Below are 15,146 nucleotides of genomic sequence, written 5' to 3'. Positions count from 1 at the left end.
TGTTTAAGAATACGGAGCCTTTTTCTTTTGGGATAGTTTACAGATATGGCACCAGTGGCAGGTGGAGTAGTCGATGCTTAAGCATACTGGCTTCTCTTCTCTCATTGTTTGTTCAAAAGCTTTTCTCTGACCGAGGCATCCAGTCAACGGGGGTATCGGCATGCTGGAGCTGTTCGGCTACTGGCAGGCACTAGGGCGGAGTGGGCGATCACCTAATCATTTAGGGACAATCATCGAAATAGAATTCGGCTAGATATAATATCGATAAAAATAACGGCAAGCGAAGGAGTGATCATCCTTGTATCGTCAACCTTATACGAGCGGTTATGCATTCCGAGTTCCTGTTGTTATGGTCCCACACCATCCATATCTAAAGCCAACTGCTTATGCTGCACCTACAGCATTTTACAGTCCACAACCATCTTACGTTCTCTATTCGAATCCAATGCCGGAATGGGAATGTTACAACAAATGCATGCATGACACAAAAGGGGATTTTTCGTTTTGTTGCACAGTTTGCGAGGTATGCTAACAGATCTGCTCAGAACAAAAGAGCAGGGAAATCCATCTTATCTAAGGTGGATTTTTTTATGTCTCGATTAGGAGGATGCATGAGGTGTGTTATGGACATGCCACCAGTGGCAGATGGAGCATCCTCCTTCAAAGTAGCTCAGAGTAATGTAGAAGGTGGAGTGCACAGACGATGGATAAGTAAGGGAAGCAGTCTATGCAGAATCACACACTTTTTGTATAATAAATATTATTTTATATTCACAGGGAATAGGTGCTAGGGAGGAACTCATTTGGAAATTTCACATGTTCGATTGTTGGTGCCAAATGTCCAAGAATGTTTTCTGTTTTACCGCGACGTGATTGGATTGAAAGTCCGTTACGGCGATGAAACCACGCCGTTTGCTGAGTTTCAAACGGGAAGCATCAATCTTGCGCTGGAGCCTTTGCTCGTAAGCGAACCTGACCAAGCTTGGACGAAGCCGAATGAATTCAGCGCACAGGATCGGGTTGCCATCATTTTACGAGTTGATGATGTCGACGCCGCGTACGATCAATTACGAAGCAAAGAGGTTGCGTTTGTGAAGGAACCGCACGACACGCCTGAATTTGGTATGCGCGTCGCCTATTTCCGTGATCCGGTGGGGAATTTGATCGAGATCAATCACGAGATCTGATCGGCAGGAATGGTTGCGTAGGGCAGTTGATCGCTCTCTAGTTCCAGTTGCCAGTTCTGTTCGAATCACCAACGATGGAGAATGTTTTGATTGATGGCAACGACTTGATCATGAGTCGTTGTTTTTATTTTTGCTGAGGAAGATGCAGGGAGTGTTTTTCCGACGTAGCTTCGATGGTAGATACTACATCGGATGGAGAGGAAGATCGGTTTGCCCTCAGCTTTCGCCGTCAATACCAAGTGGATCGTAAGGTTACTAGAACAAGAAAAGCAAGCCTCCTGGATGGAGACTCGCTTTTTCAACATTACAATCTGACTCCTTAGTTCGTTCGTTATCCATACCTGCACTTTTGCAATGCTCTTCATAAAGAGGTGTTTTTTCGTTGAAACAGAGATTTTAGGTTCCGCAGAAAGTACGATATGGAAGAGCTGAAGGAGCAGGCGCAGCGGCGTACTCCGCCTGTTCAGGGGTGTGCGCAAAGGGATTTGCAAGAACAGCAAGCAGCTTCTCCATCACGCTGTAATCTTCTCGTTCCACTGCGCTTGCCAGTGCAGCTTCCACCCGATGATTGCGAGGGATGACCGCAGGGTTGCTGTTCCGCATCAACTGATGTGAGGCGTCTTTCGATTCCTGCTGTCTGCCCAATCTCGCCTGCCACAGTTCCTGCCACTGTGCAAACTCAGGTGTTCCAAACAGGGCTGCGTCCTCCCGTTTATCAAAAGTTAAGGCAAGGAATGTGTTGGTGAAGTCAGCACCATGCTTTTGCATCAGGCTGAGCAGGTTTTCAACCAAGGCCTCATCCTCTTTCTCTTCGTTGAAGATTCCCAGTTTGGCTCGCATCCCGGCAAACCAATGACGGCGATACAGCTCAGAGTAACTAGAAATCGCATCCTGAGCGGTTTGGACAGCCTTCTCCTGATCATCATTGAGCAGCGGCAAAAGAGTTTCAGCGAAGCGGGCAAGGTTCCATCCGCCAATGTACGGCTGATTGCCATATGCATAGCGGCCTTGCACGTCGATCGAACTGAATACGGTTGCCGGATCGTATGCATCCATGAAGGCGCAAGGGCCATAGTCGATCGTTTCGCCGCTGATCGTCATGTTGTCGGTGTTCATCACTCCGTGAATAAAGCCGACCAGTTGCCATTTGGCAATCAACGAGGCTTGACGCTTGATGACCTCCTGAAGCAGCAACAGGTAGCGGTTCTCATCATCGATTGCATCTGGGAAATGGCGCTGCAATGCGTAATCGGCCAGGGCGCGAAGATCATCGGCACCGCCCCAGTTTGCCGCATATTGAAAAGTGCCGACGCGCAGATGGCTCGCAGCCACACGGGTCAGAATGGCACCAGGCAGTTCGGTTTCGCGGTAGATCGGCTCGCCGGTTGTCACCACAGCCAGACTGCGGGTGGTCGGAATGCCCAGCGCATGCATCGCTTCGCTGATGATGTATTCGCGCAGCATCGGCCCAAGTGCTGCTCGACCATCACCACCGCGCGAGTAGGGGGTTCTGCCTGGTCCTTTGAGCTGAACATCAAACCGTTCGCCTGAAGGGGTGATCTGTTCGCTGATCAGCAGAGCGCGGCCATCGCCTAACCGGGTGAAATGACCGAATTGATGCCCCGCATATGCTTGAGCAAGCGGTGACGCACCTTCCGGAATTCGGTTGCCGGCGAACACTTCTACACCCTCTTCGCTTTGCAGCGCCTGTGCGTTTAACCCAAGTGATGTTGCAAGCGGATGATTGAGAATGACCAACTTTGGCGAGCTTGCTGGAGTTGGGGTGAGGCTGGTAAAAAATGGGTTCGGCAAACGTGCATAACTGTTGTCGAAGTTCCATCCTGCTTCTGACCTTGTGTTTCCCATCGTCATCGCATCTCCTTTTCTTGTTTCGTATTTATGTAGCTTCGCTCTTACTATTTCACTGAGAGACGACCCTTTATCGTGTCCACTTCTGCCATTTATTATATCCTTTCCTTCCATCGATCGGTATGCACAGATTTCTGCATCCTGAGGTGCTTTGCCCAGGACAAGAAGCTTTTGTCCCTAAGCGTTAGCAGAGGAGGTGGGAGCTATTCAAGGCTGGTAGCGATCGCAGGAGCGCCAGCAGACTTGCGTGGGGAATCGCATCGCTGAGCAGACTGCTACCAGAGGAACTCGATCTAGCACAGCAAAGAATCGTTGGTTTTTCCAGAAACTTGAGAAGCGGAGCTACAGCCTAGGTGTCGCTTAAGATGTGGAGTGAAGAGGGGGGGGCTTCTGCATAAAGGAAGGCGCCCCGCGTTAGAAATCACGGGGCAAGGAAGATCTACAGGTGAACGGGATGCTCAAAAGGGATGGTGCGGTAGTCGACTAAAGTATTCTTGCGGAATACGTAATGATGTTCGTACGTCGTGGGATCCTCCAATGCCGCCTTCAAAAAATGTTTTTCGTGCGGTGGGATTCCGCAATTCTCAGGGTGCAAAATCCACGCAATTTCCTTCCATTCCAGAATGCCTTCATCCGTTATTCGCGGTGTGTGATATTCAAATTCTGCAGGAGCATCAGCGACGAACAGATACATCCCCGAACATCCAGTCTCAGTATCCCAAGTAACGATGCCCGCAAATCGTGCATTTGGGAGATCGATATCGGTCTCCTCTAAAAATTCTCTTCTGGCGCAATCGAGCGCGGTCTCCCCAGCTTCGAGCTTACCTCCTGGGCCGACCCAAAGGCCCATGTTGGGAGGCGCTTCTCGGTTCAATAGAAGGACACGATCCTCGCTCCTAAGAAAACACATCGTGTAACGTAAGTTTGGTTCCATCGCAAAGACACCTCGATCTGTAGGGGTAGGCAAACGTTATCTAAACGTTCGATATAGACAACATGGTTCCTCTCACAAAAGGCGGCAAAATTGAAGGGAGACTGTAGGGTGCTTCCTTCAATCGCCGGACGGATTCCCTTCCGGATGCAACGTGCGGGACAGGTGGACAAGCCGTTTTAAGCCTTCTCGCAATTGTTGTTCATTCAGGAAGGAATAGCTCATTCGAATCCACGATTTGAACTCCCTCTGCGGATCGAAGATGGAGCCGGGCACAAAGGTGATCGACTGCTCGATGCTTTTGCTGAGCAGACTTTCCATCGGAGTCGACTCGGGCAGCCGAATCCACAGATTAAATCCACCTGTCGGGCTCGACCATTTCCAATCGGTGACAGATAGCTCCTGTTCCATGATGTCTCTCCGAATCGCCAGTGCGATTCGGAGTTTGGCCAAATGCTTCTGCATCCGTTCACAGAAGAAATAATGCAAAAAGATCTTTTGGTTTAACAATGGTGTCCCACTGTCTGACAACGATTTTGCCCTGATGAGATAGCTCATGAACGAGGGGTGGCAAGCTATCATGGCGATGCTCAGACCTGGCGCGATGTATTTGCTGAAGCTGCGAATATAGATCACATAGCCAGCTGTATCATAGGAGAAAAGCGGCAGCGGCGGTTTTTCTTCAAAATAGATATCTGGGCAGGGGTCATCCTCGACCAGCACACACTTGTATTTATGCGCGATCTCCACCAGTCGCTTTCGCTGCTCAGCCGGAACGACGAAGCCTGTTGGATTGTGGAAGGTCGGATTGAGATAGAAGAGGCGAGGTTTATATTGTTGCATCAGCATTTCTACCCGATCCAAATCGTAGCCGTGCGGATGAATCTCGATCGGGATGATGTTCGCCCCTTGTCGTCTGAACACATCGATCGCCGGGCTGTAAGTTGGTCGTTCCAGCAGGACTGCATCTCTCGGTTTGATCAGAACTCTGGCGATCAGATCGATCGCCTCTTGGGAGCCGGATGTGATCAACAATTCATCCGCAGACAGGTAGAAGTGATAGCGCTTCGTAAAATAGTGACAGAGCGCCTCTCGCAGTTCTCGATCTCCCTGAATGGTCGAGTAGGTTCCCAGCACTTTTGGATACAGATCGAACACTCTCTTCACGTATTCGGAAAAAAATTGATTGGGCAATAGATGCGGATCGAGCAGCGCTATGGAAAATTGATAGACAGCCTTCACCTGATGAATTTCGGAGAGGGAGCTTTCCTGTACATAGGCTGAAACGATCGGGTCATGCTGGGAATCGAGCGGCAACATGTTGTTGGGGAGGACGTAGTATCCCGATTTTTCCTTCACATACACTTTTCGATTCTGTTTCAGCATTTGATAAGCTTTAAAGACGGTTAGCCGATGCACATTTAGTTCGATCGCCAGAGTTCGAATCGAGGGTAGCTTCTCGTGCGCCCTCCATTCTCCGCGCGTGATCCGTTCCAAAAGATAGTCGTACACCTGTTCAAAAAGCTTATCCGAATGCACATTTGAGAGCGCATTTCGCTTCATGTAGACCCCGCCTCCTTACCGACTAGTATAGCGGATCGGTTCGAAATCTGTTCTGTCAGCTCCAAACTGTTCTATTGCTTCTCGCTTACGATGGAGGCGAGGAGGAATCGAAATGGTACTAGTCAATTATCTGCTGATGAGTCTGATCTTCGGGACGACTTATTTGGTGATCAAAATTGGGATCGATGCAGGGGCACCACCCTTGTTCTCCGCGGGGATTCGCTTTCTTCTCGCCGGCAGCATCCTGTTTTTCTGGATGATGCTAGGGAAGCGCAAGGTGAGGCTATCGCTCCTGTTCAGAAAAGAGATGTTCTTGATTGGAGCGGGAATGACTTTCGGCGTGTTTGCAACTTTGTATTGGGCAGAACAGTATTTGAGCTCAGGGGTCGCAGCTGTTCTATCGGCACCAGCGCCGCTGATGATCTTGCTGATTCAGTCTAGGATTTCTCGTCAAAAGCTATCGATCACCGATTGGAGCGGCTGCATCGTCGGGTCTGTTGGTGTCATCTTGCTGCTCTTACCCGGCATCACCATCTCGATTAGCACGCTTTGGATACTCGGCTGCATTGCGATCTTGATCGGCCTAGTTGGATATTCTGCTGGTGCTATATATTCACGACGTGTCATCCAACGATTTGAAGATACATCTCCCATCGCTTTAAACGCCGTGCAGATGATGTATGGCGGAGGAATGTTGCTCATTTTGTCGCTGCTTACGGAAGACGTTCAACTAACATCCCTGCTGGCTCCTAATGCGATCCTATCGCTGTTGTACCTGATGGTCGTCGGCTCGATGATGGGACATACGATCTTCTACTGGCTGGTCGCGAAAACCAACCCTGTGTTTCCGACTACTTGGCTCTATATTTCACCATTGATTGCCCTGATATTAGGAATGATGCTTTACGATGAGCCGCTTTCCTTCTTGTCGGTGATCGGGGGCATCTTGATTATCTTCGGGATCATCTTGGTCAACATGAATAGCTTGCGACAATTGGCGGGGAAAAAGACAACCCTACAACAGTGAAGTCAAGCGAGTTGTTGTTTCGGAAAACGATGAGCAAGTGGATGGTCGATTTACACCAGAGTCGGATGCGAAAGGTCTGAAGGAGATGGAATATGAAGTGAGGATAAGCCAAATCACCGATTGTTCGACAACGAGTGAATGCCCCTAGATAAATCTGGGGGCATTTTTCTGTGAATGATGAGTACGCTCTCACGGAGGTGGAGTTTTTTTGAAAGAACTCCTTTTCGAGAATTGAAAAATAGAATTGGTCAGTCCAGCAGTTTTGCCAATAGAGTTCTTCCTTGAAGATATCTTCCCTTGTCATGCCGATTCGCTCCATGATAGACTATCGTTTCGAAACAGCTGTAATCCAGAATTCGATTTCCAGAAACGCTTATATCCGACCGACAAGGTTTAACTGAGCTCAAGGCACCAATTATTACACCGCATGATGCTCCCCGGCGGGTACTCGAAGTCGCATTCGGTGACAAACGAGAAGTCGAGCTTCCGACAGATCGCGTTCGATGCGGGGTTGTCGATGGAAGGGAAGGCGTGAAGGCGCTTATGCTTCCGCTCTTCTCTGGCGCGATCGATCGCTGCTGCGACAGCTAAGGTCGCGATTCCTCTGCCCTGGAACTGCGGCAGTACACTCCAGCCGATCTCGTATACAGTCTCTTCTTGCCAAACGCTTTCCCAATATCCGACACTGCCTACCGTTTCCTGCTCGGGAAGCAGGGTGATGGTGAACATTTGACCAGTCCCCCGACTTCCGATTTCAAGATAAAGCTGGTGACGCTCGCGGAGCTGTTCCTCCGTTTCCGGTCCGCCAAGATGTTCCATCATCTCAGGAGCATTCATCAGACTCAACAAGCCAAGATTCTTCTCTGCCCAAGGTTCGATGCGAACCTGTGCGGCGGTCGCTCTCTCCGACATTTCCTTCACTCCTCTTTCGGAATCAAGAACTGATTAAGAAGATTCCAACTAATTCCTGAAGTTTGGCCCTACGACTCTGCTGTAGTAGATACCGCCGGAACCGAAGCTCGAATTGCAACTCCGGCACATGCACTGATGGTTGTCCGTATCGTTAAACCAGTCATGCCGATCCTGTTTGGTCTGATCGTGTCCATATCGGTTCCAATGCTCGGCAACAGGCATGATGTGATCGATCGTGATATCATCCCAGCTGCGGTTATATCCGCAACTCGGACAATTCCAAAATTTTCTATAGATGACAGCTCGATGATTGAGTGTGTCCGTTTTGATCTGTTTGGCCGCTACAATATAACCGGAAGGATACATATGTTGGCGAATCTTCGTAATGTTTTCGGCGAGAACCCCTCTGCCATCTGCGATTCCTGATGGATGCGTCAGGCTGCCCACGCCACTCAATTGGGCCAAGACAGGATAATTCGCAAGCGGATAGTAATTCAGGATTTCTCGCACCCATAGGCTGAAATCCTTCTCGTCCATCTGATCATCTAGCGCATTGTAAAATGTATAGAGGTCTGAATGTAAATCTGTCACTTCTCCCTCGCTCTCCATGATCTCATCCATGATGTCTAATAGAAGCTCAGAATAGGTATAGGCCACCTGTTTTGAAATTTTTCTCATTTGAATGGGTGGTTGCTGTTTGGACATTCGCTGTGTTGCTAGCAATTGCAGCACGGCGCGATTACCGATCGCTTTCTGCAACTGGAGCAGCGGGTGGATCGGAGTTGACGGCGACATCGCCTCTCTCGGCGCGGAGCTTTTCTGGTCGGGCGGCCTTCCCGAGCGGCGAACCGACTTCAACTGATGGTTCCTTGACATGTAGAACCCCCCTCTTCGTCATTTGTTCGAGTGGGAAATTGTTTCTGCCAATGCGCCGAGCTTCAACACAGTCTTCCAGTTGCGCGCTGTCATCGTCCCCACGATCTTCTGAAGCTGAATCGGCAACTTGGAGTCGAGGATGCTTTGGCGCAGCAACATGTATGCCTCTTTGCCGATGATCTGGAACTCGTCCGGCGCAAAGGAACTGGCAGATAGCGTGTCGATCTCTTCCTGCGAAAGGGCGGCTGATAAAAAGGAAACGTGAATGCTCTCTCCTTCTACCAGCGATTCAAAGGAGAACGGACAATGCTCAAGAACGTTTTTCAGCTCGGCAGCAGTTCGCAACAGAACGGCTGCTGAAAAACCGAAAGTGAGTTCGATCCGCTCTTCGATTCGCTTTTGTAGAGAGTCGGCTTCCTCATCCGATACGAACAGAACGTTGCCGCTCTGAATATACGTTTTCACCTGGCTGAGTCCCATTTCTTCGAGCATCTGTTTCAACTCGGCCATTTTGATCTTTTTATTTCCACCGACATTAATGCCTCGTAGCAACGCAAGATAGATGGTCATCTTCGCTCTCTCCCTCTGCTCTGGATCGAAATATCTGTTACCTCTTTGGTATATGGTTGCCTGCGATTGGATTCAAGAAGGAAATACAGTTCACATTTACATCAATTCTATCATAGCGCAAACAAAAACAAAGCGGATCGCAAACAATCCCCACTCCAGCATCGGAAGTGGGGAAGAGGACGGTATGAGGCGATCTGATCTGCTCAACAGCTGATCTCGCTTTTGCGTTTTTTCTCAAAGAGCGGCAGCAAGAGCAACATGCCGAGCAAAAACAAGATACCACTCAAAGTGAAAACGGTAAACAATGAGCTGGCCGCTTTCAGATAGCCTGCAGTCGACATGCCGACCACCATCATCCCCATGAAGATCGGTGTGATCGTACCGCCAACTCGGCCGATAAACGCAGCTTCCGTGTTTTGCATGATCATCGTTTGGATGCCGACATGAATACAGGGAGTGAAGAAACCGTTCACGATCTGCAAAGCGAACGTCAGCGCAATGCTGGTCGACCAGCCGAGCCCGATCGTGCAAATGGTGCTGCTCAGCAGGCCGATCGCAAGCAGGATATGTGGCTTGATCTTGTTGGCCATGCTTAAGATGACACCACCCCCGACGAACATCGCGGCACCGGTGACCATCAGCAACCACTGCAAAAACTGGCTGTCCTGACCGAGATTTTCGATGGCGATGAACAGAAACATCGGCTGAATCAGTCCGGCACCAAGTCCGGCGGCAGCAAAGGTAGTTCCAACCGTGCGCAAGGCGCGGTTGGCCCACATATACCGTAAGCCCTCCATCAGATCCTGTTTAAACGATCCTGTCCCTGTCGCATTCACTGCCGATACATCGCGGGGCAGGGATGACAGGACGAGAGCCGAGCCGAGGAACATCACGCCTGTGAGGATGAGCGAAACTTCGATCCCATATTGCTGATAGATAAATGCGCCGAAAATCGGGCCGATCACCATGAAACCTGCGTTGAGCGACTGGAAAATTGCCATGACGCCCTGCAGTTGCTCGGCAGGCACGTGCTGTTTGAACAGCTTCGACGCAGAGGGCTGCGAGAATTGCGATAATGATGCAGAAATCAGCGTGCCCAAAAGCAGCGCATACCAGGACCCGAACGCGAGCACAACGAGCACGAGGATGATCGAGAGCGCCGATAGCAGGTCACACCAGACCATCGTGCGCTTCGGCCTCCATTTGTCGGCAAACGTTCCGCCGATCAGGGCAAACAGAAAGATCGGCGCAAACTCAGCCACAGAGATCAGCGATACGTATTGCGGATCGTTGTTCGTCAGATCGGTCACATACAAAAGAATAGCAAAATTTCGAATCCAGATCCCGAGTTGCAAGAGCACACGGGAGATGATGACGGTGCGCACATAGCGGTTTGACCACAATGGAATGACTCCCCTTCCTTTCCCTGAAGAGCGATGATCCTAGATTCGCTCTTCATCGGGCTGTCTTTTTCTTCACACATTTTCCCGATGACTTCACACGATTCGTTTCACCTGTCGAGATCAACACAGTGTTGTGCGATCGTCTCTTGACGCATGAGGGTGTTTCAATACTCCCGATGAGATTTTCAATGTTGTTTTCATTCAGCTGCAACTTCTTTTCGGTAAATCCACCTCGCTTCAGCACCATCTGTCGCAGTCGATTCTGTTCAAGATCATTCTGAGTCAAAATCGATGAAGATTATGGTGAGTGCACTTTGTTTTATTTTGTCCTCTTATAGATAGACATTATATTCAGTTGTCTATAAATAATCAAGAGTTTTGCTCTTTCGTTTCAAACATTTCCGGCTTTTGTTTGCTCGACGTAGGGAGATTGATCGGTGCAGAGGCGTGGAATACCCCTTGAGCGGGTGCATCTCTTGGAGATGTAATGCTTGATGACCTCAAGAACCTTTGGGGCAGGTGCAAGAAGAACGGCGGTGGTGAGCAGGTACAGAACGATCCGCTATCCTTGATCGAAATAGATTACGTATAGTCATCTATATAGTCCTAAATGCAATATATATTTGACAAAAAGACATGAAGAGGAATATGATATGAGCAGGATAACTTTGGATTGTTTACCTATTCGAAGGGGGCTGTTGGGCATGAAATGGTTTCAGCGCAACAAGAAAGTGGAGGACGAAAGGATCGTAAGCCTTCGCAACAAGCTCTACAAGGAAACGTACATCGTCATCGCAGTGCTCTGTTTTGTCTCGATCGCTGTGAAATGGTTTGTCTACGGTCAAGGCACCGAGAATATCATGTCAGAGCTTTCCATTTTGCTGGTGTCCTCACTTTACTTCCTCATTCGATCAGCCTATCTTGGCTTATATGCGGACGAAGTTGAGGTGCACGATCGGTCAAGCCGCTTTCCGATGAGCTTAAAAAATGTCTTTTGGGGACTGGGGGTAGGGATTGCGATCTCCGTCTTCATGGGAATTCGAAGCACAATCGAATATGGCGATGGCGGATTGCATTCGCTTTGGACGTTTGTGATCGTATTTTTGGGAGCGTTTATGATCTATGTCCCGCTGTTTGTTGTCATGCTGCTCATCGGGCATGCACTGGCCAAAAAGGGGAGCAAGACGCAAGATATGGAACCGTAGGGATTGTATGAGGTGAGCCTGAATGAAAAATATGCGATTAAAATTGGCAAGGGTGGAAAAGGACTTGTCGCAAGAGGAGCTCGCTCAACTTGTAGGGGTATCCAGACAGACGATCGGATTGATTGAGCTTGGCAAGTACAATCCTAGTTTAAATCTATGCATTGCGATCTGTCGGGCGCTTTCCAAGACGTTGGATGATCTGTTTTGGGAGGAATGACCACTCCGACCTTTATCGTGAAGAGGACTGCGGTGAAGGCGTGAATCTCCCCGATTGCTGCGCGTTTCGCGTTGGGGCAGCTCGTTGGTCAGCTATAGGATTGGACGTTCAAATCTTGCGATGGAAAAGTTTTGTGGCTGTCGGCTCAGGTAGGCAGCTTTTTTCCTGCCGATTATTGTTGGAGATGCGTTGATCGATTGAAGAAAGCGGCGACATGCACCGATGTCTCAATACAAGAGTTATAGCAATCTGCTAAAGAACCAGCGAAAAAATCGGTGAGCTCCAAATGATGAGGGAGTGGATCAGCGATCGCATCTTACGTTCGGAGCCTTTCGATTTGCGCGTCACAATTTGATGTTTCCTTCGATGAAAGAACCCCTGCTTCCGAATTGGCGAGCAAGGGTTTTGCTAGGATCAGAATATTTGTGGATCACAATATAGACCCCGAAATAAGATCTCGGGGTCGTGGTCAAACGTATTGGTTGAATCGAATCTTTTAAATGTAGCGTGTCGTGGTAGAAGAGCTGCTGGATGATGGTGCAGCAACATGGAGAATCACTCGTTGGTTGTGTTGCAACATTCCTATCAGCACGAAACTTTCGCCGTTGGCTAGAACACCGGAGGAATCGGAGCGGCATAAGGAGAACCTACAGGGTAATATGCTTAACTGTTTGTAAGCGACAATGAAATGATCTTCACCTATACAATGAGATGAACATCAGCTAGATCGTGGAGAAAAAGCATCTGGTATACGCAGCTCTACCGATATGACGGGCTGTTTATTTGGTGTAGCAAAAGAATCCTCGCAAAACAGATAGCGAGCTTAAAGCATTGCAGAGCAAAAAGGATCGTTCAAGTCGGGCGATATTCAGCGCAAACACAGGAAGTGAGCGAAACGCTTTGCGGAATCGTCTGGCGATTGCTCGGTCGGGCAGGCAGGAAATAAACGGAGGTGCGGGAGATGCAATTGATCAGATTTATTCTGATGCTGGCCGTCTTTGCCGTCTCGTATTGGGGCGGTTTTCTAGCATACGAAGGCACTCTTTGGCTCGTCTGGGAGCAGACGCTTGACGGGGATTTAAAAGCGACCGTGTTTTGGTCGGCAGTCGCCTATATCATCATCCTCGGCCCGCTCTATTTGATCGTCTGCTTTATCATCAAGTCGAAAGTAAAGCATAGATTATCGAGGTTCTTGCTCTACCCGGTAACCTGTGCGCTTACGTTTGTCGTTCCGACCACATTTATTTTGCTCGTTTGGGGTGGAGGAAGTCTACTTTCGCCAGAAGCGCAGTTGTTTCACGCATTTTTTGCTACTTCCGGATTCCTGTTTGGTCTCGGATTTGGCTTGGTATCATTGCTTAGCTCAAAACGAGCGACCGGAGCTTAGATCGCATGGCTGGAGTCGTTAATTTGCCGGTAGCATGGAGGGGGAGAGCAGCCTTTGCATGCAGGCGATGAGCGAACTGGATACACTCTGAGTAAACATACAAAAATGGAGGCGTGTCGATCATGCAAAGAGTTATGCGTTTTGAATTGCAAGTGGACAACCCGCAAGCGGCGATCGATTTTTATGCGGATGTGTTCGGCTGGAAGTTTCATCAGTTGGAAGGACACGATTATTGGTTCGTTTCGACTGGCGAGAGCGGCGAGGGAATCGACGGTGCGATCATGAAATCGCCAGACGGTGTGGCAAGAACGGTCAATTCGATCGCAGTGCCCTCTGTCGATCAATTCTTGGCGAAGATTGAGGAACGCGGGGGGCAGGTCGTCGTGCCGAAGATGACGATGCCCGGAATGGGCTACCTAGCGTATTGTATAGATCCGGAAGGAACGATCTTCGGGGTAAGCCAAACCGATCCGGAAGCGAAATAAGAGTAGGCGATCAGGTGACCGAGTGCGATTCGGTCACCAAATTTTTTATACACACCAAGCTCGCTTTGCCTCTTCATTGCAGGTGCTGTGTGGAGCAGATTAGCGTATCGACAAGCTGCTGAGCATTCTGATCAGGTGCGAGCTGTACGAAGTTAGGCAAGTGCGTAACACATCCCCTCACATGTACTAATAAGATGGTAGTCATTTCAAGTGAGGGGGATTCGATGCGATGCGAAGAAGACGGCTGAGAAGAGTTCGACTTAGAGGGAGGTTTCGCGTCCAGACACATGTCCATGAATTTCTGGGCAGTACGAAGCTAGCTGAGGCGGGGGATGAGCGACATAATCATCGGTTCGCAGGAGTGACTGGCGAAGTGATACCGAAAGGCAACAGTCACGTACATGTCATCAAGACGAATACAGACTTTTTTGACCATCACCATCAAGTTCGGATTGTAACGGGACCTGCAATTCCGGTTGGAAACGGGAAACACATACATTTTGTCAAAGGAAAGACGACGTTTAACGACGGTCATGTGCATGTCTTTAATTTTGGTACGCTTATCGAAAAGCCTCTCGTGTAAGGCCTATATCGAAGGTCGGTGCCTGTCAAGCGGTGCGACTGAAGCGAGCACAACTGGGGTTTTTCCTCGGTTGTGCTTTTTGTGAACCTGATGTCATTTGGGGAGGAGAGAGTAAATCTGAATCTATTGCAATAGGATTTTTCCTCGGCTGTGCTTTTTGTGAACATGATGTCATCTGGAGAGGAGAGAGAGTTGCAATAGGGTTTTTCTGATCATGCCGCACCAAATCGGAATTGATAAGTGAGATACGATGGCATATAGTGTGGATAACTAATAATTACAATATATGTAAATTGAGGGCTGTCGCATGGCACGCGCAGTGGAGCGGTAATATCCGGCCGATCGAGCGAGTGGGCCGTACTGCTACTCCAGAGGAGCGAACCTCTCGCCGATCATGGAGAGCACAGCTTCCCAGCGCAGCTTCATCTCTTCTCGCTCAACTGCGCTCGCAAGCTTCTCTTGATGAAAGCTGATCGTCGTCTTCTCGGGAGACTTGGGCAGCAGACGAATCTGAACTGTGGAAGGTGTCGCCCAACCGCTTTTCTGCCAGGTCAATCGCAGCTGTTCGTGCGGCTTTACAATGCGCAACTCACCAGATGTTCCCTCTTCGGACAGATAGGTGCTACCGGCTGAAAAGGCGAGGTCTGGGACATCGCCAAGCCACATTTTGACTCCGTCCGATGAGGTGAGCAATTCCCACGCCTGCTCTTGGGTGATGGGCAAAGTTCTTCTGACCCCGATTTGAAAGCCCACCGAGGCGGTTTGACCGACCGTTTTCTCCATTGTCATCGCTCCTGTCCATTAGATCCATTTCTAAAATCGAACGTACGATCTCCTTTTGTTGCAATCAGAATAGAACGATTTCAATCGATTGTCAACATGTAAAACTCAAAGGGATTCGGTCGTTCCCCATAATAAACCCCAGACGATG

General features: G+C 49.3%; 15 protein-coding genes and 1 pseudogene. 7 read left to right on the top strand and 9 right to left on the bottom strand.

The window, feature by feature from the left end; all coding sequences use genetic code 11:
• Nucleotides 1–42: 42 nt before the first annotated feature.
• A pseudogene (locus ACFSOY_RS07440) lies at nucleotides 43–187 on the bottom strand (DUF255 domain-containing protein); the annotation flags it as partial.
• Between the two features lie 616 nt (nucleotides 188–803).
• On the opposite strand from ACFSOY_RS07440, the gene ACFSOY_RS07435 reads away from it, so the two are divergent.
• On the top strand, nucleotides 804–1,187 hold the full coding sequence (locus ACFSOY_RS07435; protein WP_386045278.1) for a VOC family protein: 384 nt from the start codon (nucleotides 804–806) through the stop codon (nucleotides 1,185–1,187).
• Nucleotides 1,188–1,583: 396 nt separating this feature from the next.
• Here the strand turns inward: ACFSOY_RS07435 and ACFSOY_RS07430 are convergent, their stop codons facing one another.
• The 3 genes from ACFSOY_RS07430 to ACFSOY_RS07420 form a co-directional block, all read right to left on the bottom strand.
• The gene (locus ACFSOY_RS07430; protein ID WP_386045277.1) at nucleotides 1,584–3,053 is read right to left on the bottom strand and encodes a protein adenylyltransferase SelO; all 1,470 of its coding nucleotides are present in this window, start codon (nucleotides 3,051–3,053) and stop codon (nucleotides 1,584–1,586) included.
• A gap of 442 nt (nucleotides 3,054–3,495) precedes the next feature.
• Entirely contained in the window at nucleotides 3,496–3,990 is a 495-nt protein-coding gene (locus tag ACFSOY_RS07425; protein ID WP_386045275.1) for an NUDIX hydrolase, read from the bottom strand.
• Between the two features lie 117 nt (nucleotides 3,991–4,107).
• On the bottom strand, nucleotides 4,108–5,550 hold the full coding sequence (locus ACFSOY_RS07420) for an aminotransferase-like domain-containing protein (protein ID WP_386045274.1): 1,443 nt from the start codon (nucleotides 5,548–5,550) through the stop codon (nucleotides 4,108–4,110).
• 112 nt (nucleotides 5,551–5,662) lie between these two features.
• Here ACFSOY_RS07420 and ACFSOY_RS07415 point away from each other — a divergent pair, with 112 nt between their 5' ends.
• Nucleotides 5,663–6,577, top strand: a complete 915-nt coding sequence (locus ACFSOY_RS07415; protein WP_386045272.1) for a DMT family transporter — start codon at nucleotides 5,663–5,665, stop codon at nucleotides 6,575–6,577.
• A gap of 393 nt (nucleotides 6,578–6,970) precedes the next feature.
• Here ACFSOY_RS07415 and ACFSOY_RS07410 read toward each other — a convergent pair whose 3' ends face one another.
• The 4 genes from ACFSOY_RS07410 to ACFSOY_RS07395 all read right to left on the bottom strand — a co-directional run bounded on the left by ACFSOY_RS07410 (nucleotide 6,971) and on the right by ACFSOY_RS07395 (nucleotide 10,338).
• On the bottom strand, nucleotides 6,971–7,489 hold the full coding sequence (locus ACFSOY_RS07410; RefSeq protein WP_386045270.1) for a GNAT family N-acetyltransferase: 519 nt from the start codon (nucleotides 7,487–7,489) through the stop codon (nucleotides 6,971–6,973).
• A 48-nt stretch (nucleotides 7,490–7,537) separates the two neighbouring features.
• Nucleotides 7,538–8,365, bottom strand: coding sequence for an HNH endonuclease (locus tag ACFSOY_RS07405; RefSeq protein ID WP_386045269.1), 828 nt, complete (start codon nucleotides 8,363–8,365; stop codon nucleotides 7,538–7,540).
• A gap of 18 nt (nucleotides 8,366–8,383) precedes the next feature.
• Nucleotides 8,384–8,935 (bottom strand): DUF1697 domain-containing protein, encoded by a 552-nt coding sequence (locus tag ACFSOY_RS07400; protein WP_386045268.1) that lies wholly within the window; start codon nucleotides 8,933–8,935, stop codon nucleotides 8,384–8,386.
• Between the two features lie 203 nt (nucleotides 8,936–9,138).
• The gene (locus ACFSOY_RS07395; protein ID WP_386045266.1) at nucleotides 9,139–10,338 is read right to left on the bottom strand and encodes an MFS transporter; all 1,200 of its coding nucleotides are present in this window, start codon (nucleotides 10,336–10,338) and stop codon (nucleotides 9,139–9,141) included.
• Between the two features lie 704 nt (nucleotides 10,339–11,042).
• Between ACFSOY_RS07395 and ACFSOY_RS07390 the strand changes: the two genes are divergently transcribed.
• The 5 genes from ACFSOY_RS07390 (at nucleotide 11,043) to ACFSOY_RS07370 (ending at nucleotide 14,215) form a co-directional block, all read left to right on the top strand.
• Nucleotides 11,043–11,543, top strand: coding sequence for a DUF6773 family protein (locus ACFSOY_RS07390; RefSeq protein WP_386045264.1), 501 nt, complete (start codon nucleotides 11,043–11,045; stop codon nucleotides 11,541–11,543).
• Nucleotides 11,544–11,565: 22 nt separating this feature from the next.
• A complete protein-coding gene (locus ACFSOY_RS07385; RefSeq protein ID WP_386045262.1) occupies nucleotides 11,566–11,760 on the top strand; it encodes a helix-turn-helix transcriptional regulator in 195 nt (64 codons plus the stop codon).
• Between the two features lie 961 nt (nucleotides 11,761–12,721).
• Nucleotides 12,722–13,147 (top strand): hypothetical protein, encoded by a 426-nt coding sequence (locus tag ACFSOY_RS07380; protein WP_386045260.1) that lies wholly within the window; start codon nucleotides 12,722–12,724, stop codon nucleotides 13,145–13,147.
• A gap of 122 nt (nucleotides 13,148–13,269) precedes the next feature.
• On the top strand, nucleotides 13,270–13,632 hold the full coding sequence (locus tag ACFSOY_RS07375) for a VOC family protein (protein ID WP_386045259.1): 363 nt from the start codon (nucleotides 13,270–13,272) through the stop codon (nucleotides 13,630–13,632).
• A gap of 229 nt (nucleotides 13,633–13,861) precedes the next feature.
• Nucleotides 13,862–14,215: a YmaF family protein gene (locus ACFSOY_RS07370; protein WP_386045257.1), complete on the top strand. Its 354-nt coding sequence runs from the start codon at nucleotides 13,862–13,864 to the stop codon at nucleotides 14,213–14,215.
• 363 nt (nucleotides 14,216–14,578) lie between these two features.
• On the opposite strand, the gene ACFSOY_RS07365 is transcribed toward ACFSOY_RS07370, so the two are convergent.
• Nucleotides 14,579–14,998: an SRPBCC domain-containing protein gene (locus tag ACFSOY_RS07365; protein ID WP_386045255.1), complete on the bottom strand. Its 420-nt coding sequence runs from the start codon at nucleotides 14,996–14,998 to the stop codon at nucleotides 14,579–14,581.
• Between the last annotated feature and the right edge of the window lie 148 nt (nucleotides 14,999–15,146).

The sequence above is a fragment of the Tumebacillus lipolyticus genome (assembly GCF_042682745.1).
GTDB lineage: Bacteria > Bacillota > Bacilli > Tumebacillales > Tumebacillaceae > Tumebacillus_A > Tumebacillus_A lipolyticus.
This window is presented reverse-complemented; position numbering and strand designations above follow the sequence as displayed.